We start from the raw sequence: 26,235 nt of genomic DNA, 5'->3' as shown, positions 1-26,235 counted from the left end.
GGCGGGCCGTTGATCAGACAGTCGGATCCGGCGGGTAATCAATCCGTCCGGTGCACGCCGGAGCCGCGAACGGCCAAGACGCCTCACCAGCACCAGGAGTTCGTCGCAGTCGGCACCGGTCGTTACGTCTGTCGCCAGGGGGTACCCGTGGGGCGCCGCCGGTTCGTCCCGGTGACACTCGTCCTACGCGGGAGGCTCGGGCTGATGGAGACACCTCTGACCACCAGCCGCCCGGTCGTGGCCGCCCCGCCCCGTTGCTGGGTCCCGCGGGGTGTCTACGCCCCGCAGACCGACACCCGGCTGCTGCGGCGGGCGATGTACCGCGAGGCGATCACGGAACGTACGGACGTGCTGGACCTGGGCACCGGGAGCGGAGTGCTCGCGGTGGAGGCGGCGCGGCTCGGCGGCCGGGTCACCGCGGTCGACATCTCCTGGCGGGCGGTCGCGGCCACCTGGTTCAACGCCCTGCTGAACGGCCAGACCCTGCGGGTGCGCCACGGCGACCTCGCCTCGGCCGTGCCCGGCCGCCGCTTCGACCTCGTGGTCGCCAACCCGCCCTATGTGCCCGCCCGGGACGAGACACCGCCCGTGGGTGCCGCCCGGGCCTGGGACGCCGGCCCGGACGGCCGGCTGCTGATCGACCGTATCTGCGACACCGCGTCGACGTTCCTGCGGCCGACGGGCGCACTGCTGCTCGTGCACTCGCATCTGTGCGGCATCGACGCCACGCTGGCCCGCCTCGCGGGCGCCGGTCTGCGGGCCGAGGTCGTCGACCGGACCCGGCTCCCGTTCGGCCGCGTGCTGCGTTCACGGCTCGGCTGGCTGCGCGCTCGCGGGCTGACGGCCGACGGTACGACGGAGGAGCTGGTGGTGATCCGTGCCGAACACATCTGACCGGCCCCGCCGGGTTCGCGTCCAGCGCGACGGGCCCCTGCTCATCGAGGGGCCGGTCGAAGTGGTGGACGAGAACGGCGAGGTGACGGTCTCCCGGCGCTTCACCGTGGCCGTCTGCACCTGCCGCCGCAGCCGTACGTTCCCCTGGTGCGACACCAGCCATCGCCGCCGCGGCGGGCGCCCCTGCGAAGGCGGCACCGCATGAGCGCGCCCCGCCCCCGGGACCAGTCGCGGCACCGGCCACCGCCCTTGCCCGAACCCCGTGGCCCGCTCTCCGCCGCCGTGCTGGGCCTGCTGCGCGGCTCGGTCCCCGAGAGCATTCCGCCTGCCGCGGACCGCGCGCCGTACGGTGAGGACCTGCAGCTGGCCCTCTACGTCCTCTACGAGCTGCACTACGAGGGCTTCCAGGGCGTGCCCGAGGGGCTGGAATGGGACAGCGGGCTGCTGGCCTGCCGCGCCGCGATCGAGGACCGCTTCCTGGGTGCGCTGCGCGCGGACGTGCCGGTGGACGGCACCGACACGGCCCGGCAGGCGCTGGACGAACTGCAGGTCGAACCGGTCGAGCCCGTCGGCAGCGTCTCGCACTTCCTGCGCGACGAGGGCGATCTCGGCCATCTGCGGGAGTATGCGGCCCTGCGCTCGCTCTACCACCTCAAGGAAGCCGATCCGCACGCCTGGGTCATCCCCCGGCTGCACGGCCGGGCCAAGGCGGCGATGGTCGCGGTCGAGTTCGACGAGTTCGGCGCGGGCCGGGCGGACGAGATCCATGCGCAGCTGTACGCCGACCTCATGGCGGACCTGGGGCTGGAGACGGCGTACGGGCACTATGTCGACGCCGCCCCCGCCGAGGCGCTCGCCACCGTCAACCTGATGTCCCTGTTCGGTCTGCACCGGGCGCTGCGCGGCGCGCTCGTCGGGCACTTCGCCGCCGTCGAGGTGACCTCGTCCCCGGCCTCCCGCCGCCTCGCCGAGGCGATGCGGCGGGCCGGGGCGGGACGCGCGGCCGTGCGCTTCTACACCGAGCATGTCGAGGCCGACGCCGTGCACGAGCAGGTCGTACGGCATGACGTCGTCGGCGGGCTCCTGGAGAGCGATCCGGACCTGGAGGCCGATGTGGTTTTCGGGATCCGTACGACCGGTCAGCTGGAGGACGCCCTGGCGGCCAGGCTGCTGGCGGACTGGCGCCGCCGGGACCGGGTACCCCCGGCCCATGAATCGTCGACGCCCCGGTGAAGACCCCGATGACGACGGGAGTCGGCGCGGCCGGGCGATCCGGTCCGGTCCCGGAGGCGTGGCAGACGCTGCACCGCCCGACGCGTGGGTAGCGTCGTCACGCAGAGGAGTCGCCGGTTTCCCGTCGGTCGGGGCGGGCACTCGCGAGGCGCTTCTCGCTCTCGGCACGGCTGAGGAGAACCATGACCGAAGCGTCGCAACGCCTCGAGGAAGGCGCGGGGCGTGCGTCTCGCGGCGCCACCGTCCCGCTGGGACGCACGCTGCTCACCTGGGCCTCGACGACCGACCACAAGGTGATCGGCCGGCTGTACATGGTGACCTCGTTCTGCTTCTTCCTCCTCGCCGGCCTGCTCGCCCTCGGCATGCGTGCCGAACTGGCCCGCCCGGGGCTGCAGTTCATGAACGAGCACACCTACAACCAGCTGTTCACCATTCACGGCACGATCATGATGCTGCTGTTCGCCACCCCGATGTTCGCCGGGTTCGCGAACGCCGTGATGCCCCTGCAGATCGGCGCCCCTGACGTGGCGTTCCCCCGGCTCAACGCGCTGTCGTACTGGATGTATCTGTTCGGCGGTCTGATGGTGGTGTCGGGGTTCGTGGTGCCGGGCGGCGCGGCGGCCTTCGGCTGGTTCGCGTACGCGCCGCTGAACAGCGCGTACTTCTCGCCCGGCGCGGGCGGCGACCTGTGGGTGATGGGTCTGGTGGTCACCGGGGTGTCGACCACGCTGGGCGCGGTCAACTTCATCACCACGATCCTGTGTCTGCGCGCCCCGGGCATGACCATGTTCCGGATGCCGATGTTCACCTGGAACGTGCTGTTCACGTCGATCCTGGTGCTGCCCGCGTTCCCGGTGCTCACGGCCGCGCTGCTGGCCCTGGAGTGCGACCGGAAGTTCGGCTCGCACGTCTTCGACGCCACCAACGGCGGCGCCCTGCTGTGGCAGCACCTGTTCTGGTTCTTCGGGCATCCCGAGGTCTACATCGTCGCGCTGCCGTTCTTCGGCATCATCTCGGAGATCATCCCGGTGTTCTCGCGCAAGCCGCTCTTCGGCTATCTGCCGATGATCGGGGCGACGACCACCATCACCATGCTGTCGGCGGTGGTGTGGGCGCACCACATGTTCGCCACCGGCGCCGTGCTGCTGCCGTTCTTCTCCGTGATGTCGTTCCTGATCGCGGTGCCCACGGGCATCAAGTTCTTCGCGTGGATCGGGACGATGGTGCACGGGTCGGTGTCCTTCGAGACGCCGATGCTGTGGTCGCTGGGATTCCTGGTGTCGTTCCTGCTGGGCGGGCTCAGCGGGGTGCTGCTGGCCTCGCCGCCGCTCGACTTCCACGTCACCGACACGTACTTCGTGGTGGCCCATCTGCACTACGTCCTCTTCGGCACGGTGGTCTTCGCGATGTTCGCGGGCTTCTACTTCTGGTGGCCGAAGATCACCGGGAAGATGCTCGACGAGCGCCTGGGCAAGCTGCACTTCTGGCTGCTGTTCCCGGCGTTCCAGCTGACGTTCCTCGTGCAGCACTGGCTGGGCGAGTCGGGCATGCCGCGCCGGTACGCCGACTACCTGCCCTCCGACGGGTTCACCCTGCTCAACACCCTGTCGTCGACGGGCGCCTTCCTGCTCGGTGTGTCCACGCTGCCGTTCCTCTACAACGTGTGGCACACCTCCCGGCACGGGCGGGCCGTCGAGGAGGACGACCCCTGGGGCTACGGGCGGGGCCTGGAATGGGCCACCTCCTGTCCGCCGCCCCGGCACAACTTCACGGCGCTGCCCCGGGTGCGCTCGGAGTCCCCGGCCTTCGACCTGCACCACCCCGACGTCGTCCAGCAGGCCAGGCAGGAGGGACTCCAGTGAAGGTGGAGGCCGTGCTCTTCGGTGCCGTGGCCGCCTTCTTCGGCGGCTCGGCGGCGCTCTACGGCGTGTGGTCCCACTGGGACCCGCCGGGCACCGCGGCGCTCGTCGTGGCGTTCGCGATGGCCGGGCTGGTGTCGTTCTTCTGCGCCGTGCAGTACGCCCGGCACGGCCGGCGCCCCCAGGACCGCGGGGACGCCGAGGTGGCCGACGCCGCCGGGCCGCTGGAGTTCTTCCCGCCGCACAGCCCCTGGCCGATCGTCACCGCGCTCGGTTTCGCGGTCACGGCGACCGGCGTGGTCTACGGCCTGTGGCTGTTCCTCATCGGCTTCGGCGTGCTGGGCCGGGGTGTTCTTGGCCTGGTGTTCCAGTACGTGGACCGGGGTGCCGGTCCACAGGAGTGAGCGGGGCGCGCGGGGCGCCCGGCCGGAAGTCGGTGACGGGGCGGTGGCCGCTCTCGTAGCCCCCGGCCACGCTCTGGCGCACCTCGCCGGTCTCCTCGCCCTCGGCGAGACGTTCGCGTTCCGCCTCCAGCAGGGCGTGGCACAGCGCGCGGGTGAGCACGAACGCGAGCACCGGGCCCACGATCAGGGCGATGCGCAGGATCCAGGTGAGGGCGTTGACCGAGATCCGGAAGGTCGCCGCCAGTACGTCGTTGCCGCCGGCCAGCACCAGAACGCCGTAGAAGGTGATGCCCGCGACGCCCAGGCCGGTGCGGACGGGCCGTTCGCGGGGCCGGTCGCACAGGTGCTGTTCGGTGAGCCACTCGCCGGTCAGCCGCTGCTCGACGAAGGGGTAGGCGTACAGGACGGCGAAGAGCAGCGCGGGCAGGACGACCGCGGGCAGCAGGACGTTCCACATCAGCGTGTGGCCCGCGATGTTCGTCTCCCACGGCGGTACGAGCCGCAGGGAGCCCTCCAGGAAGCCGACGTACCAGTCGGGCTGGGACCCCGTGGACACCTGGTCCGGCTGGTAGGGGCCGTACACCCAGACCGGGTTGATCTGCGCGACGCCGGAGAGGACGGCCAGCACCCCGAACACGGCCAGGGACAGGCCGGCCGACGAGGCGGTGAAGCTCGGGTACAGGGGCCTGCCCACGGCGTTCGCGTTCGTGCGGCCCGGGCCGCGCCACTGGGTGTGCTTGAGGTGGAAGACGAGGATCAGGTGCAGGGTGACCAGGGCGATCAGCGCTCCCGGCAGCAGCAGCACATGCAGGCTGTACAGCCGCGGAATGACGTCGTGGCCCGGGAACTGGGCTCCGAAGACGAAGAAGGCGATGTACGTCCCCACCACGGGGATGGAGAGCATGATCCCCTCGGCGATGCGCAGTCCGGTGCCGGAGAGCAGGTCGTCCGGCAGGGAGTAGCCGGCGAAGCCCTCGGCCAGGGCGAGCATGAACAGGGTGACGCCGATGACCCAGTTCAGCTCGCGCGGCCTGCGGAAGGCCCCGGTGAAGAAGATCCGCAGCAGATGGAGGCCGATCGCGGAGACGAACACCAGGGCGGCCCAGTGATGCATCTGACGGATCAGCAGCCCGCCCCGCACGTCGAAGCTGATGTGCAGGGTGGAGTCGAAGGCCTGCGACATGCGCACGCCCCGCAGTGGGGTGTACGGCCCGTCGTAGACGACTTCCCGCATCTCCGGCTTGAAGAAGAGGGTCAGCCACACCCCGGTCAGCACCAGGACGAGCAGGCTGTACAGCGCCAACTCGCCGAGCAGGAAGGACCAGTGGTCCGGGAACGCCTTGCGCAACAGCTTGCCGCCCCCGTCGTACACGGGCAGCCGGGCGTCCACCGCGTCCGCCAGCCGCTCCCCGGGGTGGGACGGGCGAGCCGGTCCGGACGCGGTCACGACGGGCCCAGGACGCGGCCGACGGCTTCCTCGTACGGCACCCACCTCACGGCCGCTCTCCCTTCGACACCGCCCGCTCGGGGCATCCCTTGCCCGGAGCGCACGCGGCGAGTACCCCTCGGTCACAAAACACTCGTGCGCCGGTGCTGCCGCACCCGATCGGCGCTACTGACACCTGGCGCACCACACCGTCGTACGGCCTCCCAGGCGGGAGCGGCGCAGCGGCTCGCCGCAGCGGGGGCAGTGCGGGGACGGGGTGTCGCGGTGGCCGGTGAGCCAGGAGTCGCGGGGTGGGACGCGGCCGGTGGGGACCGCTGAGCGCAGGGTGCGCCGCATGTGGGTGTAGAGGCGGCGGCGGTCGTCCTCGGTGAGGGCGTTCGCGTGGGCGCTGGGACGCACTCTCGCGCGCCAGAGGATCTCGTCGGCCAGCAGATTGCCCAGGCCGGCGACGACGGACTGATCGGTGAGGACCGTCTTGACCGTGCCGCGGCGGGCGCGGAGCGCGGCCTCGAACCGCTCGCGGTCCATGGCCAGCGCGTCCGGGCCCTGGCGCGCCAGCAGCCGTTCGACGGCGGATTCGTCCTCGGCCAGCCACAGGCCCTGGAGCTTGCGCTGGTCGCGGTAGCGGAGCTGGCGGCCTGTGCCCACGGTGAACAGGACGCGGTCGTGGGGCGCGGCCTCCTCGTCGGGGCGGGCGCAGACCAGCAGGCCGGTCATGCCGAAGTGGAGCGCGACGGTGGGGCCGCCGGTGCGGGCCAGGAGCCACTTCCCGTGGCGCTCCGCACCGGTGAAGCGCCGGCCCTCCAGCGCCTCCCGCAGCCGCCGCGCGCTCACCTGGTGCAGTACGCCCGCGTCCCGGACCTCGACGTGCCGGATCACCCTCCCCTTCGCGCAGTCCACGAAGACCTGCCGGAACCCCTCGACGTCCGGCAGCTCGGGCATGACCACTCACCTCGCTACGGGAGGCTCCGGCGACTTGGCTACCGGGTACCCAACCGTGGCTCCCGCACCACCACGGCCTCCCCGGCCGCCACCTTCACCCTCCCGCCGGCCACCGGGTTCCCGGACAGCAGCTCGGTCGCCCCCGGGGAGACGGCGACCTCCGCGTCCTGGTCCGTGTGGTTGATCAGGAAGAGGTAGTCGGCCTCGGCGCCGCGCCGCAGGGCCGCCTCCACGCCCGCCGGAGCGGAGCGCACCGGCTCGACCCCGGCCTCCGCGCGGATGCGCTCCAGGAGGCCGGCCAGGGCCTCCGGTTCCGGATGGGTGGCCACGTACCAGGCCGCGCCCGTGCCGTACGCGTTGCGGGTCACCACCGGCACCCCGGCCAGCGGTCCGTCCGTGTACGACGTCACCGCCTGAGCGCCCTCCAGCCGTACCCGCTCCGACCAGAGCGTGCCCGTGCTGCCGTCGCTCAGGCCCACCGTCTGCCCCGGCAGCAGCGGGAACAGCTCGTCCGTGCGGACGCCGAGGGCCTCCCGGAACGCGCCCGGGTAACCGCCGAGCCGCACATGGCAGTTGGCGTCGACCATCCCGCTGTGGAAGCCGACCACCAGAGTGCCGCCGCGCTCCGCGAAGCCGGTGAGGTTGGCCGCGCCCGCGTCGTCGATCAGGTACAGCGAAGGAGCCAGGACCAGGCGGTACGCCGACAGATCCGCGTCCGGGCGTACGAAGTCCACCGCGACGCCCGAGCGCCACAGGGGCTCGTACCAGGCACGGACCAGGTCCTGGAAGTGCAGCTCGCCGCTGGGCTGCGAGGGCAGTTCCATGGCCCAACGGGCGTTCCAGTCCCAGACGACGGCGACCTCGGCGGTGCCGGTGGCGCCCCGCACCTCCGCCAACGCCCGCAGGTCCGCGCCCAGTTGCACCACGTCCCGCCAGATCTGGCTGTCGGTGCCCGCGTGCGGCAGCATCGCCGAGTGCCACTGCTCGGCGCCCGCCTTCGCCGCCCGCCACTGGAAGTAGGCGATGCCGTCGGCGCCGCGCGCCACGTGGGACAGCGCGTTGCGCCGCAACTCCCCTGCCGTCTTGGCCCGGTTGACCGGCTGCCAGTTGACCGCGCCCGTGGAGTGCTCCATGAGCAGCCACGGGCCGCCCGCGAGCGAGCGGACCAGGTCGCCGCTGAGCGCGATGTCGATCTGCGACTCGGGGTCGGCGGACTGGAGGTAGTGGTCGTTGGAGACGATGTCCAGCTCCGGGGCCCAGCGCCAGTAGTCCAGGGCGTCGAAGTTGAACATCACCATGAAGTTGGTGGTGGCGGGGATCTGCGGCGCGGCCTCCCGCAGGACGTCCCGCTCCGCCTCGTACAGCGAGAGCAGGGCGTCGCTGCAGAAGCGGCGCCAGTCCAGCTGATGGGTCGGGTTCGGGACCGCGCCGGTCGCGCGCGGCGGCAGGATCTGGTCCCAGTCGTAGTACCACTGGCTCCAGAAGGTGGTGCCCCAGGCGTGGTTGAGGGCGTCCAGGCTCGCGTAGCGGTCCCGGAGCCAGGCGCGGAACGCCTCCGCGCTGGTGTCGCAGTGGCACTCGGCGTTGTGGCAGCCGTACTCGTTGTGGATGTGCCACATCACGACCGCCGGGTGGTCCGCGTACCGCCGGGCCAGCTCGCCGACGATCCGCAGGGCCGCCTCGCGGTAGGCGGGGCTCGACGGGCAGAACGTCTGGCGGCTGCCGTACGAGAGTCTGCGGCCGTCCTTGTCCACCGGCAGCGCTTCCGGGTGCTTCACGAAGAACCAGGCCGGCGGGGCCGCCGTCGGGGTCGCCAGGTCGGCGGCGATCCCGTGGGCGTGCAGCAGGTCGAGGATGCGGTCCAGGCGCGAGAAGTCGTAGGTGCCCTCGGAGGGTTCCAGCAGCGCCCAGGAGAAGATGTTGACGCTGACCATGGTGACCCCGGCCTCGGCCATCAGTCGCATGTCCTCGGCCCAGACCTCCTCGGGCCACTGCTCGGGGTTGTAGTCGCCGCCGTAGGCGATGCCCGGCACGTTCAGGTCACGGGTCATCGCCGGCCTCCAGAGAGCAGTCGACGGGTGGTGGACACGCCCCACTCGTCCAGGGACAGGAGGCGGTCGCTGGAGGCCATCAGGCCGCCGGTCGCCTCCACATGTGCCGCCCAGCGCTCCCGTGTCTCCACGGCCGGGCGGGCCATCAGGCAGTCGGGGTCGTTGACCCAGAGGCGGCCGTGCTGCCACTGGCGTCCGGCGCCGGTGAACTCGGCCGGGTCCTGGCCGGGCTGGCTGTAGTCGTCGGCCTCGGGGCGGCGGTGCGGGCCCGTGTCGGGGCTCACCCGCATCGCGTCGAACAGGCCGATCGAGGGCAGGATCGGGGCGCCGCAGCCCAGCAGGTACGCGTCCGGGCCGATCGCCTCGCGGATCAGCTCGATGCCCTCGCGGTACGCGGTGAGGGCGTCGACGTCCTTGTGCCGTACGCCGTCCAGCGCGCCCGCGTACAGGAAGTCGACCTTGAAGTAGTCGTAGCCCTCGGTGCGCAGGGTGCGGAAGACCTCGGTGAGATACGCCGCCGCCTCGGGGTGCGTGGTGTCCAGGACGCGCAGGTCGTGGCCCCAGTTGCGGCCGGCGTGGGTGAAGCCGCCCGCGGGGTCGCGGACCAGCCAGTCGGGGTGCTCGGTGGCCAGGTCGCTCGCCGGGTCGACCAGGAAGGGGGCCGTCCAGATGCCGGCACGGCGGCCGCGGGCCCGGATGGCGTCCGCGATGCCCGCACGGGAGCGGAAGCGGCCCGAGAGGGTGAGCCAGTCGCCGAGGGCCTTCTGGTAGCCGTCGTCGATCTGGACCACGTCGATCGGCAGGTCGAGGGTGTCCATCGCACGGAGGTTCTCGTGGATGTCGTCCTCGGTGACGTTCGTGAAGTACTCGTACCAGGAGCACCAGACGGTCGGTGCCGGGCGCGGGGGCTCGACGCCGAGGCTGTCGGCCCAACTGCCCAGTACCGTCTGTACGTCCGCGCCCGTCCACTCCTTCACCGCGCCGTCGGCGGTGACCTCCGCGATGCCGTCCGTCACCGTCAGGCGGATGGACGGCACCTCCGCGGTGGGGTCGACGGCCGCCCACAGACGGGCCGGGGAGCCGTCGCCGGGGTCGAGCGCCAGCAGGCCCTCGCCCTGGAAGGTGCCCTCGGGGGCGGTCACGCCGGGGCGGTAGCAGACCGTCGCCCAGTTGTCGTTGGTCGGACGGTACGGCTCGTCGCCGAGGGCGTAGGCGCCGCTGGGGCTCCAGGACTGCCAGCCCTCCTCGTGGACCCGGGCGTTGGCCGGGTCCACGGGGACGGAGGCGACGACGGTGAAGGGGTGGTGCTGCACGGAGGTCTCTTTCAAAAGGGAGGGTGTCAGCCCTTGTTGGCGCCCAGGGTCAGTCCGCTGACGAACTGGCGCTGCAGTACGAAGTACACGATCAGGGTGGGGATCGCGGTGAGCAGGGCGCCCGCGGCGACCAGGTTGGGATCGGTGAAGTACTGCCCGGAGAGGTTGTTGAGCGCCGAGGTGATCGGCATGTTCTCGCCGGTGGAGATCAGCACGATCGCCCAGAAGAAATCGTTGTAGATCCAGATGGAGAGCAGGGTGGCCAGCGCGGCCATCGCGGGCTTGCACAGCGGCAGCACGATCTGCCAGTACATCCGCCACACCGACGCCCCGTCGACCAGCGCGGCCTCGGTCAGCTCGTGCGGCAGCATCCGCATGTAGTTGGACAGCACGAAGGCGCAGAACCCGGACTGGAACGCCACATGGATCAGCACCAGGCCGAGCGCGGAGTCGTACAGCTTGCCGCTGACCGTGATGCCGGGCAGGTCGATCAGCAGGTACATGCGGTACAGCGGGGTGATGATGACCTGCTGCGGCAGCAGGTTGCCCGCGGTGAACACCAGCAGCAGGAAGATGTTCAGCCGGAAGTCGAAGCGGCTGACGTAGAAGGCGACCATCGACGACAGCAGCAGCGTGATCAGCACGGCCGGGACCGCGATGATGAGCGTGTTGCCGAAGTAGTGCATCATGTCCGACTGCTCGAAGGCGTTCTTGAAGTTGTCGAACGTCAGCTTGTCGGGCCAGGACACATACCCCTTGTTGCTGGTCTCCGAGTACGGCCGCAGGGCCGCGAAGATGGCCCACAGAAGCGGGGCCAGCCAGGCCAGCGCGGTGACCACCAGGAACGTGTGCAGCAGGATCCGGGCCGGGCGGACGGGGGTGCGCTTCAGCGGCGCCGCGGTGCTGACGGTGCTCATGCGCGCCGCTCCTTCCTGAACGTCGCGATCAGGTAGGGGATGATGACCGCGAGGGAGATGACCAGCAGGACCACCGCGATGGCGGAGCCGTAACCGATCCGGCTGGACTCGCCGATGATGTTGTTGGTGATCAGGATCGACAGCAGCTCGGTGCCCTGCGCACCCTTGTTGAACACGAACACCAGGTCGAACGCGCGCAGCGCCTCGATGATCGTGACGACCAGGACCACGGTGTTGGTGGGCCGCAGGGTGGGGAAGATGACGTTCTTGAACGTCTGCCACTCGTTCGCGCCGTCCAGCGAGGACGCCTCGCGCAGCGAGGGGTCCACACCCTTCAGGCCGGCCAGGTAGAGGATCATCATGTAGCCGGTGTGCCGCCACGAGGCGGCGATCAGCACCGCCCACAGGTTCAGGTGCGGGTCACCGATCCAGTCGATGTAGTGGCCGGGCTTGTTCGCCCCGATCAGGCTGTTGATCAGCCCGGTGTCGGGGTTGTAGACCAGCTGCCACACAAACCCGGTCACCGCCAGCGAGACCACGACCGGCAGGAAGAACGCGGTCTGGTACACGCGGGAGAAGCGGATCTTCTTGTCCAGCTGGACGGCCAGGAACAGGCCCATCGGGGTGGGGATCAGGATGAGCACCACGAACCAGATGATGTTGTGCTCGACGGCCGGCCAGAACTGCGGGTTGTCGGTGAACAACTGCTTGAAGTTGTCCAGCCCGACCCACTTGATCGAGTCGAAGCCGATGCCGTCCCAGGTGGTGAAGGCCAGCGCGATCGACGCCAGTGCGGTCACCCACACCAGGGCCACGTGCAGGACGGTGGGCACGCCCGCCATGAAGGCGAGCGTGATGCGGTCACGGCGGGTCAGCAGGCGCTTGTGGCCCTGCGGGACCCGCTTGGTTGCAGGCGCATGGCCCGGAGGCGGCACGGCGGCCGCCTCCGGGCTCTTCGTAGTCGTTTCGGAGCTCATCAGGACGCGAAGATCGTCTTCTTCTGGCGCTCGATCGAGGACAGCAGGCTGTCGACGCCCTTGGGGTTCTGGAGGAACTTCTGCAGACCCGGCTGCATCACCGTCGAGGTGAAGTCCGGCCGCGAGTCACGGTCCATGAACTGGGTCAGCGACTTGGCGTTGCTGATCATGTCGTACGCCTTCTTCTGCAGCGGGGTGTACGACGAGGTGTCGGCCTTGCTGGAGGCGGCCACCACGCTGGAGTCGGCCTTGAGGTAGATCTGCTCGGCCTCCGGCGTGCCCAGGAACTCCATCAGCTTGGTGGCGCCGTCGTGGTTCTTGGGCGCCTTGGAGACCATGAAGCCGTCGGTGGGCGCCTCCACCGTGTCCTGCCCGAACTGCGGGTTGATCTCCGGGAAGGCGAAGAAGTCCAGGTCGTCCAGGTCGGCCTTGTTGGTGAACTGCTGCGCCACGAAGGAGCCGAGGACGTACATGCCGGCCTTCTTCGACACCAGGGTCTGGGCGGCGTCCTGCCAGGTGCGGCCCATGAAACCGTCCTGGTGATACGGCAGCAGCTCGGACCAGTGGTCGAAGACCGCCTTGACCTTCGGGTCCGTCCACGCCTCCTTGCCCGCCATCAGCGACTTGTGGAAGTCGTAGCCGTTGAGCCGGAAGTTGATCTGGTCGAAGGTGCCCATCGCCGGCCAGGCGTCCTTGTCGCCGAACGCGATCGGGACCAGGCCGTCCTTCTTCATCTGCTTGCACAGGGTCACCAGCTGGTCCCAGGTGGTGGGCACCTGGTAGCCGTGCTGCTTGAAGACGCTCTTGCGGTAGAAGAGCGCCCACGGGTACGTGTACAGCGGCACGAAGTAGTACTTGCCGTCCTCGCCCTTGGACAGCTGCTTCATCGCGTCGGGGAAGTTGCCGCCGATCTTCGTCCACACGTCGTCGATCGGGGTCGCGAGCTTCTTCGCCGCGAAGAACTGCATGCGGTAGCCCGCGAACCAGGTGAACACGTCGTCCGGCGTGGCCTGGAGGTAGGAGTTGATCTGCTCCTGGAAGGTGTTGTGGTCCTTCGTGTTCACGGCGACCTTGATGCCGGACTGCTTCGTGAAGGCGGCGTAGATCTCCGCGAAGGCCTTCTTGGGCACCGCGTCGGAGGAGTTGGAGCCGAGACTGACGGTCTTCGGGTCCGAGGAGGACCCACTGCTGCCACACGCGGACAGCAGGGGTATGCCCGCACCCGCGAGCAGGGCTGCGCCACCCACACCGCGCAGCAGACTGCGACGGCTCGTCGCGGGAAGGGAGAGACCCGAGGATGAGAGGTCCATGTACGGCTCCTGAAGGCAGGGGTTCGGTCACAACGCCCACGTCGAAAAAAAGTCGAAACCGACCATAAATCAACTCGACCGAACATCGTGGCGCTTATATCAGTCCTATGTCCGGTCATGCGTCAAGAGTCGCCGGGGACCTTTGTGGAAATGTGACCGACATGTTCGTGATCGTTTCGGTCCATGTGATCGAACAAACCCGCCCGGAGTTGAGCCTAAATGCCGGATTCGCGTCGCGGCCAGGGCCTGTTAGGCGACGATCCGGACCGATTTCGTCACACTGACCTGGTCGATCTCGGACGTCCGGACCGTGGCCTTCATGGTCCAGGTTCCGGCCAGCGGCACGGTGACCGAGTTCGTCCCCCAGTAGCCGCCCTGATCGGTCAACCTGGCGTCGAGCGGGCCGATCTGCTGCGCGGGGAGGCTGAGGGAGAGCCGCAGCTCGGGGACGGTGACGATGCCGCCGTCGGGCCCGAAGACGACCGCCTGCACGGTGTTGTCGCCGACGCGGCCCGGGTCGAGGGTGATCTGCACCTTGCCGCGCGCGCGGCCGACCTCGAACGGGATCGTCGTGACCGACGCGGCGGGCAGCCCGCCGGCCGTGGCGGGCGCCTGCGCCGCCTCGGCGGCCGCGCGGCCCGGCAGCGTGCTGCTGAGCACGGTGCTGAGCACCAGCACCACGACACCGACGGCGACTTCGGCGAGCACACCGCGGCGCAGATTGCGGCGTCCGGCGTCTGCGGCGGACGGGGCGGCCGGTTCCTCCGCGGCGGTCGCGGGGGGCCCGCCCACGGGCTGCGGGACCCGTTCCCGTACGGCCGTCTCGGCGTCCGCCGCCACCAGCCGCACGGTCCAGCGCCGCGAGAGCCCCGCGGCCGCCAGCAGGAGCACCACAGCGGCCAGTTTGGCCACCAGCAGGCGCCCGTACGTCGTCCCCGTGAGCGCGCTCCAGGAGCCGAGGCCCCGCCAGGACTGGTAGACGCCGGTGACGACCAGGACGGTCACGGAGGCGAAGGCGATCCGGGAGAAGCGGGCCACGACGACCGGGGGAAGTCCGGTGCGGTGGAGCAGGATCAGCAGCGCCGTGAGGCCGCCCAGCCAGACCGCCATGGCCAGCAGGTGCAGCACGGCGGACGCCATCGCCAGGGGCACCTGGATGCCCGCCGAGGCGTGGTCGGAGGCGACCCAGGTGAGCGCGAGGGCCACGCCGAGGGCACCACCGGCGGCGAGCAGCGGCCGCGGCCATGCGTCGCGTTTGCGGATTCGTACGGCGAACACGGCGGCGAGCAGCAGCAGGGCGAGCCGGGCCAGCAGCGCCAGCCCCGGACGGCCCGTGAGGGCGCGGGTGAAGGCGTCGGCGTCGAGGGCGGTCGCGGGACCCGTGCCGTTCTCGTACGGGGCGCGCAGCGCGAGCAGCGCCAGGGTGGTCCCCAGCAGCGTCCACCAGCCCACGACCAGGGGTTTTCGCAGCGGGCCGCGGTCCGTCGGGCGGCACAGGGCGACGAAGGCGGCCGTGCCGATCAGCAGTGCCGCCGCCAGGTAGGCCAGATAGCGGGCGATGTTGTAGAGGCCGGCGGTCGCCGGGTTCTCGACCGGTCCGGTGTCCACGGTGGCGACCGTCGCGGAGGCTTTGCCGACGGAGAAGGTGAACGCGCCGCCCACCGGGTGGCTGTCCGCCGAGACGACCCGCCAGGCCACGACGTACGTGCCCTTCGCGAGCTTCGCGGGCAGGGTCACGCTCGCCGTGTCGGGACGTCCCCCGGCGTGCTGTGCCTCGCCGATGCGCACGCGCCGGTTGTCGGGGTCCAGGACGCGGAGGGAGTCGTCCAGCAGACCGACGGACTCGGTGAACGTCAGGGTGATGGAGCGGGGGGCCGACCTGAGGACGGTGCCGTCCTCGGGGTCGGTGGACTTGAGGGCCGCATGGGCCGACGCGGGCCCCGCGCCCCCGAGGACGAGCAGCACCAGCACGGCACCGAGCAGCACCAGCCCTCGAACGCCCCGGCGCCCGCGCCGCCGCCCGCGCTCACCGTCACACCCCACGCCGCCCTCCGTCCCGGCTCCGGCCACCTCCCGAAGAGGTACGGACACAAACCGCCGAGCACTCACCGCACCGAGAGCGGAGCGCTCTGTCCCTCCGGCAGCCTCATGGACGGCACAGTCGCGCAATCCGGTCGGCCTCGGCCGGATACCGCGCCGTGAGCTCGGCCGCGTCCCCGTGCTCGTAGCCCTCGAAGGTGAACCCCGGCGCCATCGTGCACCCGAAGAACGTCCACGCCCCGCCCGCGACGACCCGTCCCCCCATCCAGGTGCCGGCCGGCACGGTCGTCTGGGGCTGCTGGCCGCCCAGTACGTCCGGTCCGAGCACCACCCGCCTGGACGTCCCGTCCGGGGCGAGGAGCAGCAGCTCCAGCGGATCACCCAGGTAGAAGTGCCAGATCTCGTCGGTGGGCAGGCGGTGCAGGGCCGAGTGGTCGTCCGCCGTCAGCAGGGCGACGATCGCGGTGCCCTCCGGCCGCCCGTCGGCGCGCTCGGGGCCCGCCCAGGTCTGGCGGAACAGGCCGCCCTCACGCGGGATCGGTTCCATTCCGTAGTGCGCGACAAGGTCCTCAGGAGTCATTCGGGGAAGGCTACCTCCCTCCGCAGAAAGGCCAGTTGAGCCTTCTTCTCGGGCAGGTAGACATCCGGGACGTCGACCTCGGGCAGCACCACCACCGGACCCGCCTCGAAACCCTGCCGCAGGAAACGGGCGATCGCCTTCCCGTTCCGCACATCGGGGTCGACCACGATCCGGCGCCGGTCCAGGCCCTTCAGCACGTACGACGTGATGACCCCGAACAGCGCCGCCGACCAGCCGGACCGCGCGCCGTCCGGGCCGGCGGGCGCGAGCAGGACATGGACGCCGATGTCGCCGCCCCGCACCTCGTAGCACTCGCTGACGCGGTCGGCCTCCGGCTCGTACGTCTGCAGCAGCGCGGCCGGTGTGCCGTCCTTGAGCAGCAGGAAGGCGTGATGGGTGTCGAGGGTGCCCATGTGGGCGTAGATCCCGGCCACCTGGTCGCGGGTGAGGCCGTTCATGCCCCAGAAGACGGCACGCTCCCCGGCGGCCCAGCGGTGGACGACCTCCGCGTCCGCCTGCGGGTCGAGGGGACGGATACGGACGGTGCCGAAACCGTCGACGCTCTCCTCGTGGACGTACACGTCACTCATGGCTCTCCCTCTCCAGGAGGTCGAAGTCGGTGACGACCGGGACGAGTTCTCCCTTGAGCCACAAGGGGAGCTGGTCGCCGTGGTGGGGCGAGCCCGGGATGCCGGACGCGCCGAAGGGGACGACCCACAGGCTGTCCTCGCGGCGGGCCAGATCCCATACGTAACGGGCGGCGGGCCCGCGCGCGGCCAGATCCGTCAGCCCGGGCACGGCGGAGGTGCACAGCACGCAGTCGTGGTCGCCGGAGAGCCCGGGCCCGTCGTACGGCGTCCCGGTGAGCGCCCGCCAGGGAGCGAGCCGGTGGGTGTCCCCCCAGGCGCCGGCGGGCGGCTCGGCGGCCACCTCCTCCAGGGCCGCCCGTACGACGTCCGCCCGGTCGACGCCGTACAACTCCTCGGCACTCAGCAGGTGTTCGAGGGCGAAGCCGATCCGCGGAAGCAGGGCGAGCCAGGGGAGGAAGACCTCCGGGTAGGCGGGCGGAGTGGACAGTGCGGCGAAGGAAGGGTGCGCCGCGAGATGCCGTACGACCGCGCCGCGCACCGCCGCGTAGCCGGCCGCGTCGGCGCTGTCGGCGTCCATGCGGCGGTCCCAGCGCAGGAGGCGGTCGCGGAGCGCGGCGGCCTCGGGGGACAGGCCCTCAAGGGCGGCCAGGTGGTCCAAAAGCAGTGCGCAGGACGCGAGATGGGTGTCCATGTGGATCGCCCGCATGTCGCCGGCCGACCAGTGCTCCTTCTGCGCCAGCAGCGCGGCGATCCGGTGCGCGCGGTGGGGCGGGGCGAACTCGACACCGAGCGGGGTCGCGAGGCCGCGCTGGTTGGCCATCACGGCCACGGAGTCGGTGAGTTCGGCGGCCCGCGGCATCTCGTGCCAGCCCCGCCACTCGTGCCCGGGCTCCCAGGCCGGGACCAGCCGACGCCGATTGGCCTCGGCCCGCACCGGCACCCGCCCCGCGACCCGGTGCAGCAGACCGCCTTCGGTGTCGGCGGCCTGCACGACGTTGACGGGCTCGGCCCACAGATCGACGGCCCGGTCCACGTCGCCGACCCGCCGGGCCCGCAGGAGGGGGAGGAGTGCACTGAAGCCGAGGTCGCCGGTGACGCGGGGTGGGTAGCGCAGGGCGAGGCCCTGCATTTCAGCCCGTCGTGGGGGTCCCCCCGCTCGAGCGAAGCCGAGAGTGGGGGAGTTTGAGGACAAGGCCCCTTCAGGGCCGACAGGGGGTCTGGGGGCAGAGCCCCCAGGGACGGGACGGGAAGGGGCGGCGGGGGCGAAGAAGATGTCCCCGGCGATCACAGGCCCACGCTCCGTCTCGATCACCTCGACCTCGACGACCCCCTCACCCGCCACCGCGAAGGACTCGGCGTGCCGGGCGGCCCGCCGCCACACCCCGTCCGGCCCGAGGGCCTCCACTCCCGCCCCCACCCGCCGCAGCCGCTCCCGGTACACGTCCTGGTAGTCGGCCATGGCATTGGTGATCGCCCAGGCCACCGTGCCCGTGTGCCCGAAGTGGGCGATACCGGGAACACCCGGCACGGCGAGACCGACCACGTCGAACTCCGGACAGGACAGGTGAATCTGCTGATAGACCCCGGGGTCCTCGATGAGCCGGTGCGGATCGCCCGCGATCACGGCGTGCCCGGTCGTGGTCCGCGCCCCGCCGACCAGCCAGCCGTTGCTGCCGGAGCTGCCGGGCCCGTCGGCGGCGAACAGGCCGACGGCCTCCTCGCCCAGGTGCGCCGCGGCCTCCTCGCGCCACAGCTTGGCCGGGAACCCGGCGAACAGGATGTGCGTGGCGAGCCAGATGCCGAGCGGGGTCCAGGGCTCCCAGCGCCCGGGGGCGAGACCGACGGCGTCGAACTCAGGGGCCGTAGGACCGCTGTTCAGTCCGTGGTTGACGCCGTCGACGTACGCGCGTACCCAGTCCGCCGTCTCGGGGTCCCGTTCCTCCAGGGCCGCCCAGCAGCGCCGGGCGGTGTCGTCGAGGCGTGCCTGCCGGGCGAAGAGGTCCCAGTGCAGGGCCTCGGGCCCGAGGAAGGACGCGGAGGTGCCCTGCGCGCGGTGCCGGCCGTCCTCCAGCTGCCAGGCGCGGTCGCGGGCGGTCACCAGGCCTTGGGCGCGGGCGAGTTCGCGGGCGCTGCCGGCGCGCAGATGCGGGATGCCCCACGCGTCGCGGTGGATCTCGATCGTCACGCTGCAACCCCCTACAAATTAAGGCAAGCCTTGCCTTAGTAACTCGTGCTGGAATCGTACGCGAGCCATGAAAGCGGCATGATCGGAGGCATGGACGTCACCCTGCACCTCGCCCAGGACCCCAAGGCCGACGAGCTCCTCGGACGCTCCCCGCTCGCCGCCCTCGTCGGGATGCTGCTGGACCAGCAGGTCCCCATGGAGTGGGCGTTCAAGGGACCCCGCACGATCGCGGACCGGCTCGGCGCCGACGACCTGGACGCGCACGAGATCGCCGTGATGGACCCGGAGGCCTTCGCCGCGCTGCTGTCCGAGAAGCCGGCCGTGCACCGCTACCCGGGCTCCATGGCCAAGCGCGTCCAGCAGCTGTGCCAGTACCTCGTGGAGCACTACGACGGCAACGCCGAACTCGTCTGGAAGGACGTGCCCGACGGGCGGGAACTCCTGGGGCGTCTCCAGGAGCTGCCCGGCTTCGGCAAGCAGAAGGCGCAGATCTTCCTCGCGCTGCTGGGCAAGCAGCTCGGCGTACGGCCCGAGGGCTGGCGGGAGGCCGCGGGCGGATACGGCGAGGCGAACTGCCACCGCTCCGTCGCCGACATCGAGGGACCCGAGTCGCTGGCCAAGGTCCGGGCGCACAAGCAGGAGATGAAGGCGGCCGCGAAGGCCGCCAAGGCCGCCGGGAAATAGCGGAGGGCCGGGTCTCCGGCGGCCGGGAGACGGCCCGTCAGCCGACCGGCTCCCAGAGGTGGCGCGACGCCCGCGGCGGGTCCAAGCATGGGACATGACCGAGCCATCGAGCGCCTTCTCCGCGGGCCCGCAGTACGACGACCGCAAGGTCCACGCCGCCGGACGCACGACGAGCCCGCATGAGCCGGAGCCCCCCTTCGAAGGCCCCCTGCACGTCCTCTCCCGCGCCGCCTGGCAGGTCGTCCTGCTCACCGGCGTCGCCTCCCTGATCCTCGGCCTCCTGGTCCTGGTCTGGCCGGGCCCCTCCCTGCTCGCGGCCGGCGTCCTCTTCGGCGTCTACCTCCTGATCAGCGGCATCTTCCAGCTGGTCGCCGCCTTCGGCACCCACAGAACGACGGCCCTGCGCGTCCTGGCCTTCATCAGCGGATCCCTGTCGATCCTGCTGGGCCTGTTCTGTCTGCGCGGCCCGATGCGGTCGATCCTGCTGCTGGCGCTGTGGATCGGCATCGGCTGGCTCATCCGCGGAATCACCCAGACCCTGGCCGCCGCCTCCGACAGCACCATGCCGGCCCGCGGCTGGCAGATCTTCCTCGGGATCGTCACCTTCCTGGGCGGGATCGTGCTGATCGACTCGCCGTTCGCGTCGGTCGCCGTCCTCACCCTGGTCGGCGGCATCTGGCTGGTCGCGGTCGGCGTGGTCGAGATCGTCACCGCGCTCCGTATCCGCGGCCGGGCCCGGCAACTGCCACGCACCCTTTGAGTCGTATCGGGTCCCCCGAACGGGCGGTTCTCGGCCCCGACATGCTGAAGGCGGGACAAAGCGTGGGCAAATGACCTCTCGTGAGCACCGTACGAAGCCTCTCCCGCGGCCACGCCTGGCTGCGGACGCTCGTCCTGCTGCTCGCCCTGCTGGTCCCCGGCACCCACGCGGAGGTGCACGCGGCACCGCCCTCCGCCACGGAGATCGTCGAGTACGACGCCCTGGACGCGGCCGTGCGGCCACCGGCCGACGCCCTGCACCGCACGGTCGTAGCCCTGCGCCCCGCCCCGCTCCAGGCCCCGCCCCTCGACACCCCGGCGGACCGCCCCCTCCCCACCCCGCCCCGGCCGCCGCACGCCCTGCACGCGCTGCGCTCCGTGGTCCTGCGCTGCTGACAGACCCCGGCTCCCCGGAAAAGTCAGTCACCACGCAAGGAACCAAGGAACACAGCCATGCCCACCGACCCGTACGCGGTCCTGCGCGCCCTGCTGCGCGCCGAAGCCGCACGCAGCGCACCGAAGCAGAACCTGAAGCAGCCGGAGCCGAAGCAGCCCCCGAAGGAACGGGACCGCTGAATCCGCCGGCGGAGGCGGATGTTCCCCGTGAACCACCGCCTCCGCCGGGCCGACGCTCACTGTCCACAGCCTGTGCGTAACACCCGTACGGATCCTTTGCCCCGATTTGCAACTTCTTTTCGGTCCCCGCACTGCGTCGCCATGGCTGCGCCCGGAAGGTCTTGACCGGTAGGCTTTCCGTGTGATCTTCAAGCGCATCGGAAACGGCCGGCCGTACCCCGACCACGGCCGGGAAAGCACCCGGCAGTGGGCGGACGTCGCGCCGCGCCCGGTCCGCCTCGATCAGCTCGTCACCACCAAGGGACAGCTCGACCTGGAGACCCTCCTGGCCGAGGACTCGACCTTCTACGGCGACCTGTTCGCACATGTCGTCAAGTGGCAGGGCGACCTGTATCTCGAGGACGGCCTCCACCGTGCCGTGCGGGCCGCGCTGCAGCAGCGCCAGGTCCTGCACGCGCGCGTGCTCGAACTCGACTGACGCACACCCCCGAAGGCCTGCCGGTCACTGCTTGGCCCTTTCGGGTTCACCTGTGCGGCCTCGAATGATCATCTAGTAGGCATCGCCGCCCGGGCGCACTACGCTGCGCTCATGAGCATGCTGACCCCCCCGGGCATGGGCGGCAAGTACCGGATCACGGGGGACAAATACCCACGGATGCGCAGGCGCCGGCGCGGCAGGCTCGGGGTTGCCCTGGTGGCCTCCGTCGCCGCACTCGGCCTGGTCGGCTGGGGCACGCTGCAGCTCATCGACCTCTTCACCGGCGGCGGCCAGAAGGCCTCGGCGGCCGGCTCCAAGGCGGACTGCAGGGCCAAGGCGAGCCCGTCGGCCGACACCAAGAAGGCCGCCGTGCCCAAGCCCGGCACGATCACGGTCAACGTCTACAACGCCACGGACCGCAGCGGTCTGGCCAAGAACACGGCGGACGAGCTGAAGAGGCGCGGCTTCAAGGTCGGCGACGTGGGCAACGCGTCCAAGGAGTTCGACAAGAAGGTCAAGGGCACCGGCATACTGCTCGGCGCCCCGTCCGCCCTGAACAGCTCGCTGCCCGTGCTGGCCACCCAACTCGCCGGCGCCGAGAAGCGGGCCGACACCCGCAAGGGCACGGACGTCGACCTGATCCTCGGCACGGCCTTCAAGGACCTCACCCCGAAGGCAGCCGCTGACCAGGCCCTGGCGGCGCTGGCCAACCCCAGCCCGGCGCCCACTTCTTCAACAAAGGGCTGCTGAGAGCGCCCCATAAGGGGCGCGGGGAACGGCGCGACAAGCCACAACGGACCCGCAGCCGCAAGAGATCCGCACCTCTACGGCGAAAAGGCGCAAAAAGGAGCAGCCTACTCAGCAGCGCCGTAAAGGCGATCCCCCGCATCCCCCAGCCCCGGCACGATGTACCCGTGCTCATTGAGCCGCTCGTCGACGGCCGCCGTCACGACGGTCACCGGCGTCCCCGCCAGCTCACGTTCCATGAGTTCGACCCCCTCGGGGGCCGCAAGAAGCACCACCGCGGTCACATCGTCCGCACCGCGCTTGATCAGCTCCTGGATCGCCGCGACCAGCGTGCCACCGGTGGCCAGCATCGGGTCCAGGACGTACACCTGACGCCCGGAGAGGTCCTCGGGCATCCGCGAGGCGTAGGTCGACGCCTGCAGCGTCTCCTCGTTGCGGATCATGCCGAGGAAGCCCACCTCGGCCGTCGGCAGCAGCCGCACCATGCCGTCGAGCATGCCGAGCCCGGCCCGCAGGATCGGCACCACCAGGGGGCGCGGGCGGGCGAGCTTGACGCCGGTGGTCGAGGAGACCGGCGTCGTGATGTCGACCTGTTCGGTGCGCACGTCGCGCGTGGCCTCGTAGGCGAGCAGGGTGACCAGCTCGTCGGCGAGACGGCGGAAGGTCGCGGAGTCGGTGCGCTGGTCGCGCAGCGTGGTGAGCTTGTGGGCGACCAGGGGGTGGTCGACGACGTGGAGACGCATGCCCTAACAGTAACCGTGCGCTGCTGAGCCCTGCGCTGGCATCAAACCGCCCATCAGAGGGAAAGTGGGAGGACGTACCGGGGGGTGGTGTGTGTATGCCTGACCTGCCTGAGCGTGAAACCCGTAAGGACTCGCCGTCGGCCGAGACCGACGCCGAGCGCCGCCGCCGCAGGGCCCAGTTCCTGCGTGACCTCGCCGAAGCCCGTGAGCTGCGGGACCGTGTGCAGCCCAGGCGGGCCAAGACCGCACGGCTGCGCCACGCCATGCGCATGCGCACCTTCCGCTGGTAGCCCGGGGTCCGACTCGGGACGCGCCTGAGGGCAACCCGTTGCGTGCACACGCCGATCGCCGCGTACGATCCCGCTCGTGGCCGATCAAAGACGGCGGACACAGGGTGCCGAAGACGTCCCCTGATCGCCTTGTTTCTGCCACGATTCCGAGTGGGTGGGGCTCGGAGCACAGCTCTCCCCGCCCTGAGCCCCGCCGGGGGGACCTCCAACCGGCACGCCTAAGACCAGTGGGAGAGTCACGGTGTACTTCGCCGCACTGCTCGCGCGCACCGAAGACGGGTGGGAAGCGAGCGACACAGAGCTCGACGATGTGGAGACCCTGTCGGATCTGGCCGATCTCGCCCGGGAAGCCTCGACCGAGGACGACACGGTGCTCATCCTGATCGAGCAGGAAGAAACCTGGTTCGGCGTCGTCCGCGTCGACGGCGAGGACGACCCTCGTATCTACGTCTCGGACGCCGCCGCCGCTGCTCGCAGCAGCTACGGCGAGATCCTGCTCACCGACGAACTGCTCGGAAGGGAGCCCGGCGAGGACGACCCCGACCTGGACTCCCTCGACCTCGACGGCACCGAGGACGGTGAGGACGAGGCGGACGGCGACGAGGACACGCCGTCGGCCGAGTCCGTGCCGCACAGCCCCGTCGGGGACGCCGAGATCCTCGACGACCTCGGCGTCAGCGCCAAGGAACTGCGCGCCCTCGACGAGGACGCCCTGAACACGATCGCCGAGGCCCTGGGCGCCTCGGAGGTCCTGGAGACCGTCCGCTGACCGCTGCAGCGCCCCAAGGAGGCACCCCCGACCCGGTACGCGACCGCTGGCGGGCCGCGATGCGGCTCGCCCTGGACGAGGCCGGACGGGCGGGTGCCGACGTGCCCGTGGGCGCCGTCGTACTGGCCTCGGACGGTACGACCGTGCTCGGCGCCGGACACAACGAACGCGAGGCCACCGGCGATCCGACGGCGCACGCCGAGGTCCTCGCGATCCGCCGGGCTGCGGCCGACCTCGGGGAGTGGCGGCTGTCCGGCTGCACCCTCGTCGTCACGCTGGAGCCCTGCACGATGTGCGCGGGCGCGCTCGTGCAGTCCCGGGTGGACCGGGTCGTCTACGGCGCCCGCGACGAGAAGGCCGGCGCGGCCGGCTCCCTCTGGGACGTCGTACGCGACCGGAGACTCAACCACCGCCCCGAGGTGATCGAGGGCGTACTGGCCGAGGACTGCGCCCGGATCCTCACCGAATTCTTCCGCTCCCGCTGAACGGCGCCCCCTGCGCACCGACCCCCGAATACCGATTTCAGAGCACTGCCCGGCGTGCTGTAAGGTCTCCCTCGGTAGCGTGTCCGAGCGGCCGAAGGAGCTCGCCTCGAAAGCGAGTGTGGCGCAAGTCACCGAGGGTTCAAATCCCTCCGCTACCGCTTTGGGAAGGGCCCCGTCGAGAGACGGGGCCCTTCGTGCGATCATGTGCGGTCGTTGGGCAACAGTGACTGGGGAGGCCGCAATGGCGGTGAATGCCAAGAAGATCGCCGTCTATGTGCTCGTGGTCTTCGCGCTGTACGTCATCATCACGGACCCGGCCAAGGCGGCCAGCTACGTCCAGATAGGGTTCGAGGGCATATCGGACGCCGCCAAGGCCATAGGCGACTTCTTCACCTGGCTCGCCAACGGCGCCCACTAGACCCGTAGACCCGGCTGGGAGCGCACATGATCCGCCATCTCGTCCTGTTCAAGCTCGACGAGGGCGTCGAGCGCGACGACCCGCGCGTCCTGGAGGGCGTCGACGCCTTCCGGTCGCTGGAGGGGAAGATCCCCGAGATCCGCTTCTGGGAGCTGGGCTGGAACATCAGCGACCGCCCCATCGCGTACGACTTCGCCATCAACTCCGGCTTCGACGACGCGGCCGCGCTGCGGCGCTACGTCGAGCACCCGGAGCACCAGGCGGGCGTGACGCTGTGGAAGGAGTTCTCCACCTGGGTGATCGCCGACTACGAGTACTGAGCCGGACCCGGCTGGGCCCTGCGCCGAAAAGGCGCAGGGCCTTTATGCGTCGCAGGGTCTTTATGCGCATTGAGCCCCGACTTGCCCAACTTGCCCTCAACACGGCGTTATGCGGTGCTTGCACACAGTGCACATCTCTTGTGATGCTATGACCGCTTTTGCCGAATACGTTGATCGATTGCGAGGTGGAGTTGACCGTGCCGGCCAGTACTGCGCCTCAAGCACCGCCCCTGGAGGCACCCGAGGCCCCCGAGGCCCCACCGGAGCCCGTACCGCCGCGCAGCCGCGGCGCCGACACCCGGGCCCTCACCCAGGTGCTCTTCGGCGAACTCAAGGGGCTCGGGCCGGGCACGCCGGAGCACAACCGGGTGCGCGGGGCGCTCATCGAGGCCAACCTCCCGCTCGTGCGCTACGCGGCCGCCCGCTTCCGCTCCCGCAACGAGCCGATGGAGGACGTGATCCAGGTCGGCACCATCGGGCTCATCAACGCGATCGACCGCTTCGACCCGGACCGGGGCGTACAGTTCCCGACCTTCGCGATGCCGACCGTCGTCGGCGAGATCAAGCGCTACTTCCGGGACAACGTCCGCACGGTCCACGTCCCGCGCCGGCTGCACGAGCTGTGGGTGCAGGTCAACAGCGCGACCGAGGACCTGACGACCGCGTTCGGGCGCACCCCCACGACCGGCGAGATCGCCGAACGGCTGCGCATCACCGAGGAGGAGGTGCTCTCCTGCATCGAGGCCGGCCGGTCGTACCACGCGACCTCCCTGGAGGCCGCCCAGGAGGGCGACGGGCTGCCGGGGCTCCTGGACCGGCTCGGCTACGAGGACCCGGCCCTGGACGGCGTCGAGCACCGCGACCTCGTCCGCCATCTCCTCGTACAACTCCCGGAACGGGAACAGAGAATCCTTCTTCTGCGCTACTACAGCAACCTCACCCAGTCGCAGATCAGTGCGGAACTCGGCGTATCCCAGATGCATGTCTCACGGCTACTCGCGCGTAGCTTCCAGCGGCTGCGATCCGCAAACAGGATCGAGGCGTAACCGGTACGAGCGAATCGCTCACCAGGGCTGTTCCCGACAGTTCTGCGCTGAAAAAGCCTCAGACCCCCTCTTTCCAGGGCCGATTCGTATCTCGCATGTCGACATGTCACTACAGCGTGTTGCCGACATGTGACATTCTTCCCCAAGCGCGTTTGCCGCGGCTTCGGCTCCGGTATTC

General features: G+C 70.6%; 29 protein-coding genes and 1 tRNA gene. 18 read left to right on the top strand and 12 right to left on the bottom strand.

Annotated elements, in window-relative coordinates; genetic code table 11:
• Positions 1-204: 204 nt before the first annotated feature.
• The 5 genes from ACFY1U_RS18185 (at position 205) to ACFY1U_RS18165 (ending at position 4,390) form a co-directional block, all read left to right on the top strand.
• Positions 205-894 (top strand): HemK2/MTQ2 family protein methyltransferase, encoded by a 690-nt coding sequence (locus ACFY1U_RS18185; RefSeq protein WP_390695092.1) that lies wholly within the window; start codon positions 205-207, stop codon positions 892-894.
• Positions 878-1,099 carry a CDGSH iron-sulfur domain-containing protein gene (locus ACFY1U_RS18180; protein WP_390695091.1) on the top strand — a complete coding sequence of 74 codons (222 nt, stop codon included), beginning with the start codon at positions 878-880 and terminating at the stop codon, positions 1,097-1,099. The genes ACFY1U_RS18185 and ACFY1U_RS18180 overlap by 17 nt, the downstream gene beginning before the upstream one ends.
• Positions 1,096-2,127, top strand: a complete 1,032-nt coding sequence (locus tag ACFY1U_RS18175; protein WP_390695090.1) for an iron-containing redox enzyme family protein — start codon at positions 1,096-1,098, stop codon at positions 2,125-2,127. The genes ACFY1U_RS18180 and ACFY1U_RS18175 overlap by 4 nt, the downstream gene beginning before the upstream one ends.
• A 182-nt stretch (positions 2,128-2,309) precedes the next feature.
• Positions 2,310-3,989: a cytochrome c oxidase subunit I gene (ctaD, locus tag ACFY1U_RS18170; RefSeq protein WP_390695089.1), complete on the top strand. Its 1,680-nt coding sequence runs from the start codon at positions 2,310-2,312 to the stop codon at positions 3,987-3,989.
• Entirely contained in the window at positions 3,986-4,390 is a 405-nt protein-coding gene (locus tag ACFY1U_RS18165) for a cytochrome c oxidase subunit 4 (protein ID WP_390695088.1), read from the top strand. Before ctaD ends, ACFY1U_RS18165 begins: the two co-directional genes overlap by 4 nt.
• Here the strand turns inward: ACFY1U_RS18165 and ACFY1U_RS18160 are convergent.
• The 11 genes from ACFY1U_RS18160 to ACFY1U_RS18110 form a co-directional block, all read right to left on the bottom strand.
• Positions 4,308-5,837, bottom strand: a complete 1,530-nt coding sequence (locus tag ACFY1U_RS18160; protein WP_390695087.1) for a cytochrome bc complex cytochrome b subunit — start codon at positions 5,835-5,837, stop codon at positions 4,308-4,310. The genes ACFY1U_RS18165 and ACFY1U_RS18160 overlap by 83 nt on opposite strands.
• Before the next feature lie 165 nt (positions 5,838-6,002).
• Positions 6,003-6,779: an Fpg/Nei family DNA glycosylase gene (locus ACFY1U_RS18155; RefSeq protein ID WP_390695086.1), complete on the bottom strand. Its 777-nt coding sequence runs from the start codon at positions 6,777-6,779 to the stop codon at positions 6,003-6,005.
• A 38-nt stretch (positions 6,780-6,817) separates the two neighbouring features.
• Complete coding sequence (locus tag ACFY1U_RS18150) at positions 6,818-8,830, bottom strand: beta-galactosidase (RefSeq protein ID WP_390695085.1); 2,013 nt, start codon at positions 8,828-8,830, stop codon at positions 6,818-6,820.
• Positions 8,827-10,143, bottom strand: a complete 1,317-nt coding sequence (locus ACFY1U_RS18145) for a glycoside hydrolase family 36 protein (protein WP_390695084.1) — start codon at positions 10,141-10,143, stop codon at positions 8,827-8,829. The genes ACFY1U_RS18150 and ACFY1U_RS18145 overlap by 4 nt, the downstream gene beginning before the upstream one ends.
• Positions 10,144-10,169: 26 nt before the next feature.
• Positions 10,170-11,060 carry a carbohydrate ABC transporter permease gene (locus ACFY1U_RS18140; RefSeq protein WP_390695083.1) on the bottom strand — a complete coding sequence of 297 codons (891 nt, stop codon included), beginning with the start codon at positions 11,058-11,060 and terminating at the stop codon, positions 10,170-10,172.
• Positions 11,057-12,037, bottom strand: coding sequence for a carbohydrate ABC transporter permease (locus ACFY1U_RS18135; RefSeq protein ID WP_390695082.1), 981 nt, complete (start codon positions 12,035-12,037; stop codon positions 11,057-11,059). Before ACFY1U_RS18135 ends, ACFY1U_RS18140 begins: the two co-directional genes overlap by 4 nt.
• Positions 12,037-13,347, bottom strand: coding sequence for an ABC transporter substrate-binding protein (locus ACFY1U_RS18130; RefSeq protein ID WP_390695081.1), 1,311 nt, complete (start codon positions 13,345-13,347; stop codon positions 12,037-12,039). The genes ACFY1U_RS18135 and ACFY1U_RS18130 overlap by 1 nt, the downstream gene beginning before the upstream one ends.
• Positions 13,348-13,596: 249 nt before the next feature.
• Positions 13,597-15,333, bottom strand: a complete 1,737-nt coding sequence (locus ACFY1U_RS18125; RefSeq protein ID WP_390695227.1) for a copper resistance CopC/CopD family protein — start codon at positions 15,331-15,333, stop codon at positions 13,597-13,599.
• Positions 15,334-15,493: 160 nt separating this feature from the next.
• Positions 15,494-15,967, bottom strand: a complete 474-nt coding sequence (locus tag ACFY1U_RS18120; protein WP_390695080.1) for a cupin domain-containing protein — start codon at positions 15,965-15,967, stop codon at positions 15,494-15,496.
• Positions 15,964-16,557 (bottom strand): GNAT family N-acetyltransferase, encoded by a 594-nt coding sequence (locus ACFY1U_RS18115; RefSeq protein WP_390695079.1) that lies wholly within the window; start codon positions 16,555-16,557, stop codon positions 15,964-15,966. Before ACFY1U_RS18115 ends, ACFY1U_RS18120 begins: the two co-directional genes overlap by 4 nt.
• Positions 16,550-18,742 (bottom strand): penicillin acylase family protein, encoded by a 2,193-nt coding sequence (locus ACFY1U_RS18110; RefSeq protein ID WP_390695078.1) that lies wholly within the window; start codon positions 18,740-18,742, stop codon positions 16,550-16,552. Before ACFY1U_RS18110 ends, ACFY1U_RS18115 begins: the two co-directional genes overlap by 8 nt.
• Before the next feature lie 90 nt (positions 18,743-18,832).
• Here ACFY1U_RS18110 and ACFY1U_RS18105 point away from each other — a divergent pair, with 90 nt between their 5' ends.
• The 6 genes from ACFY1U_RS18105 (at position 18,833) to ACFY1U_RS18080 (ending at position 21,989) form a co-directional block, all read left to right on the top strand.
• Positions 18,833-19,426, top strand: a complete 594-nt coding sequence (locus ACFY1U_RS18105; RefSeq protein WP_390695077.1) for an HhH-GPD-type base excision DNA repair protein — start codon at positions 18,833-18,835, stop codon at positions 19,424-19,426.
• Between the two features lie 94 nt (positions 19,427-19,520).
• A complete protein-coding gene (locus ACFY1U_RS18100; protein WP_390695076.1) occupies positions 19,521-20,186 on the top strand; it encodes an HdeD family acid-resistance protein in 666 nt (221 codons plus the stop codon).
• 80 nt (positions 20,187-20,266) lie between these two features.
• A complete protein-coding gene (locus ACFY1U_RS18095) occupies positions 20,267-20,581 on the top strand; it encodes a hypothetical protein (RefSeq protein WP_390695075.1) in 315 nt (104 codons plus the stop codon).
• 57 nt (positions 20,582-20,638) lie between these two features.
• On the top strand, positions 20,639-20,761 hold the full coding sequence (locus ACFY1U_RS18090; RefSeq protein WP_390695074.1) for a hypothetical protein: 123 nt from the start codon (positions 20,639-20,641) through the stop codon (positions 20,759-20,761).
• A gap of 181 nt (positions 20,762-20,942) precedes the next feature.
• On the top strand, positions 20,943-21,239 hold the full coding sequence (locus ACFY1U_RS18085; protein ID WP_003999914.1) for a type II toxin-antitoxin system VapB family antitoxin: 297 nt from the start codon (positions 20,943-20,945) through the stop codon (positions 21,237-21,239).
• A gap of 111 nt (positions 21,240-21,350) precedes the next feature.
• Entirely contained in the window at positions 21,351-21,989 is a 639-nt protein-coding gene (locus ACFY1U_RS18080; RefSeq protein ID WP_390695073.1) for a LytR C-terminal domain-containing protein, read from the top strand.
• A gap of 104 nt (positions 21,990-22,093) precedes the next feature.
• On the opposite strand, the gene upp is transcribed toward ACFY1U_RS18080, so the two are convergent.
• Complete coding sequence (gene upp / locus ACFY1U_RS18075) at positions 22,094-22,729, bottom strand: uracil phosphoribosyltransferase (protein WP_030938597.1); 636 nt, start codon at positions 22,727-22,729, stop codon at positions 22,094-22,096.
• 95 nt (positions 22,730-22,824) lie between these two features.
• Between upp and ACFY1U_RS18070 the strand changes: the two genes are divergently transcribed.
• The 7 genes from ACFY1U_RS18070 (at position 22,825) to ACFY1U_RS18040 (ending at position 26,057) form a co-directional block, all read left to right on the top strand.
• A complete protein-coding gene (locus tag ACFY1U_RS18070; protein ID WP_365840587.1) occupies positions 22,825-23,019 on the top strand; it encodes a hypothetical protein in 195 nt (64 codons plus the stop codon).
• 241 nt (positions 23,020-23,260) lie between these two features.
• The gene (locus ACFY1U_RS18065) at positions 23,261-23,788 is read left to right on the top strand and encodes a hypothetical protein (RefSeq protein WP_390695072.1); all 528 of its coding nucleotides are present in this window, start codon (positions 23,261-23,263) and stop codon (positions 23,786-23,788) included.
• Positions 23,789-23,847: 59 nt separating this feature from the next.
• The gene (gene tadA, locus ACFY1U_RS18060; RefSeq protein ID WP_365840633.1) at positions 23,848-24,273 is read left to right on the top strand and encodes a tRNA adenosine(34) deaminase TadA; all 426 of its coding nucleotides are present in this window, start codon (positions 23,848-23,850) and stop codon (positions 24,271-24,273) included.
• A 73-nt stretch (positions 24,274-24,346) separates the two neighbouring features.
• Positions 24,347-24,431 (top strand) — tRNA-Ser (locus ACFY1U_RS18055).
• Between the two features lie 83 nt (positions 24,432-24,514).
• Positions 24,515-24,691, top strand: a complete 177-nt coding sequence (locus ACFY1U_RS18050; RefSeq protein WP_181922395.1) for a hypothetical protein — start codon at positions 24,515-24,517, stop codon at positions 24,689-24,691.
• Positions 24,692-24,717: 26 nt separating this feature from the next.
• Positions 24,718-25,011, top strand: coding sequence for a Dabb family protein (locus tag ACFY1U_RS18045; RefSeq protein ID WP_390695071.1), 294 nt, complete (start codon positions 24,718-24,720; stop codon positions 25,009-25,011).
• A gap of 197 nt (positions 25,012-25,208) precedes the next feature.
• Complete coding sequence (locus tag ACFY1U_RS18040; RefSeq protein ID WP_390695070.1) at positions 25,209-26,057, top strand: RNA polymerase sigma factor SigF; 849 nt, start codon at positions 25,209-25,211, stop codon at positions 26,055-26,057.
• Positions 26,058-26,235: the final 178 nt, after the last annotated feature.

This window comes from Streptomyces sp. NPDC001351 (assembly GCF_042896045.1).
Taxonomy (GTDB): domain Bacteria; phylum Actinomycetota; class Actinomycetes; order Streptomycetales; family Streptomycetaceae; genus Streptomyces.
This window is presented reverse-complemented; position numbering and strand designations above follow the sequence as displayed.

Coding starts and splice junctions, on each gene's coding strand:
- upp (WP_030938597.1), bottom strand. CDS start 22,729: ATGCGTCTCCACGTCGTCGACCACCCCCTGGTCGCCCACAAGCTCACC.
- ACFY1U_RS18115 (WP_390695079.1), bottom strand. CDS start 16,557: ATGAGTGACGTGTACGTCCACGAGGAGAGCGTCGACGGTTTCGGCACC.
- ACFY1U_RS18130 (WP_390695081.1), bottom strand. CDS start 13,347: ATGGACCTCTCATCCTCGGGTCTCTCCCTTCCCGCGACGAGCCGTCGC.
- ctaD (WP_390695089.1), top strand. CDS start 2,310: ATGACCGAAGCGTCGCAACGCCTCGAGGAAGGCGCGGGGCGTGCGTCT.
- ACFY1U_RS18050 (WP_181922395.1), top strand. CDS start 24,515: ATGGCGGTGAATGCCAAGAAGATCGCCGTCTATGTGCTCGTGGTCTTC.
- ACFY1U_RS18080 (WP_390695073.1), top strand. CDS start 21,351: ATGAGCATGCTGACCCCCCCGGGCATGGGCGGCAAGTACCGGATCACG.
- ACFY1U_RS18185 (WP_390695092.1), top strand. CDS start 205: ATGGAGACACCTCTGACCACCAGCCGCCCGGTCGTGGCCGCCCCGCCC.
- ACFY1U_RS18090 (WP_390695074.1), top strand. CDS start 20,639: ATGCCCACCGACCCGTACGCGGTCCTGCGCGCCCTGCTGCGCGCCGAA.
- ACFY1U_RS18150 (WP_390695085.1), bottom strand. CDS start 8,830: ATGACCCGTGACCTGAACGTGCCGGGCATCGCCTACGGCGGCGACTAC.
- ACFY1U_RS18070 (WP_365840587.1), top strand. CDS start 22,825: ATGCCTGACCTGCCTGAGCGTGAAACCCGTAAGGACTCGCCGTCGGCC.
- ACFY1U_RS18120 (WP_390695080.1), bottom strand. CDS start 15,967: ATGACTCCTGAGGACCTTGTCGCGCACTACGGAATGGAACCGATCCCG.
- ACFY1U_RS18135 (WP_390695082.1), bottom strand. CDS start 12,037: ATGAGCTCCGAAACGACTACGAAGAGCCCGGAGGCGGCCGCCGTGCCG.
- tadA (WP_365840633.1), top strand. CDS start 23,848: ATGCGGCTCGCCCTGGACGAGGCCGGACGGGCGGGTGCCGACGTGCCC.
- ACFY1U_RS18155 (WP_390695086.1), bottom strand. CDS start 6,779: ATGCCCGAGCTGCCGGACGTCGAGGGGTTCCGGCAGGTCTTCGTGGAC.
- ACFY1U_RS18140 (WP_390695083.1), bottom strand. CDS start 11,060: ATGAGCACCGTCAGCACCGCGGCGCCGCTGAAGCGCACCCCCGTCCGC.
- ACFY1U_RS18175 (WP_390695090.1), top strand. CDS start 1,096: ATGAGCGCGCCCCGCCCCCGGGACCAGTCGCGGCACCGGCCACCGCCC.
- ACFY1U_RS18045 (WP_390695071.1), top strand. CDS start 24,718: ATGATCCGCCATCTCGTCCTGTTCAAGCTCGACGAGGGCGTCGAGCGC.
- ACFY1U_RS18100 (WP_390695076.1), top strand. CDS start 19,521: ATGACCGAGCCATCGAGCGCCTTCTCCGCGGGCCCGCAGTACGACGAC.
- ACFY1U_RS18105 (WP_390695077.1), top strand. CDS start 18,833: ATGGACGTCACCCTGCACCTCGCCCAGGACCCCAAGGCCGACGAGCTC.